The 1,084-nt window shown below is 75.6% G+C and carries 1 protein-coding gene; it reads left to right on the forward strand.

The genetic code is table 11. The annotated features are described in order from the left end of the window. Nucleotides 1-106: 106 nt before the first annotated feature. Entirely contained in the window at nucleotides 107-1,081 is a 975-nt protein-coding gene (locus G6556_RS18925) for a cation transporter (RefSeq protein ID WP_166944700.1), read from the forward strand. The last annotated feature ends 3 nt before the right edge of the window (nucleotides 1,082-1,084 follow it).

A 1,084-nucleotide genomic window follows, 5' to 3' on the forward strand; every position in this document is an offset into this window, starting at 1 on the left:
GCAGGCATCCCGACGAGCGTAGACGGGACGCCGACCGCCCGTCCTGCGGCGCCGGCGGGACCGGCGCGCCCGTGCGGGGCGCCCCGCGCTGTGCTAGTCCGGGACCATGACCAGCCCCGTCACGACGCCGGACGGACCGCGCGCCGCCGCGGACGGCCACGCCGAGAGCACCCTCACCGTCGTGGTCGCCTTCGCCGCCAACGCGCTCATCGCCGTCGCGAAGACCGTCGCCGCGGTGCTCACCGGCGCCGCCTCGATGCTCGCGGAGGCCGCGCACTCCTGGGCGGACACCGGCAACGAGGTGTTCCTGCTCGTCGCGCAGCGCCGCTCGGCGCGGGCCCCGGACCGCGCGCACCCGCTGGGCTACGGCCGCGAGGTCTACGTCTGGTCCCTGTTCGCCGCGATCGGGCTGTTCGCGGTCGGGGCCGGCGTCTCGATCACCCACGGTGTCCAGGAGCTGCTGCACCCGGAGCCCGCGTCGTCCTACGTGGTCGCGTACGTGGTGCTCGGCGTGTCCTTCCTGCTGGAGGGCACGTCCTTCCTGCAGGCGTGGCGGCAGGCGCGGCAGGCGGCGGCCCGGCGCGACATGGACCTGTGGGACCACGTGCTGGCCACCTCCGACCCCACGGTCCGCGCCGTGTTCTTCGAGGACGCCGCGGCGCTGGTCGGCCTCGTCATCGCGGGCACCGGCATCGCGCTGCACCAGATCACCGGGTCGCCGGTCCCGGACGCGATCGGCTCGATCCTCGTCGGCGTGCTGCTGGCCGTCGTCGCGGTGCTGCTCATCGACCGCAACCGCCGCTTCCTCGTCGGCGAGACCGCCGACCCGGCCCTGCAGGGCGCGGCCGTGCGGGCGCTGCTCGCGATGCCCGAGGTCGCGCGGGTGACCCAGCTGCGCCTGGAGGTCGTCGGCGCGCGGCAGCTGTTCCTGGTCGGCGCGGTCGACCTGGCCGGCAACCTCGCGGAAGACGAGGCGTCGCACGTGCTCGCGTCCGTCGAGCGCCAGGTGACAGCGGTGCCGGGCGTGGTCGGTGCGGTGCTGTCGCTGTCCGAGCCGGAGGAGGCGGCCCTGACGCCCTGACCG

Origin of the sequence: Cellulomonas sp. IC4_254 (assembly GCF_011603975.1) — a bacterium.
Taxonomy (GTDB): Bacteria; Actinomycetota; Actinomycetes; order Actinomycetales; family Cellulomonadaceae; genus Cellulomonas.

Coding starts and splice junctions, on each gene's coding strand:
- G6556_RS18925 (WP_166944700.1), top strand. CDS start 107: ATGACCAGCCCCGTCACGACGCCGGACGGACCGCGCGCCGCCGCGGAC.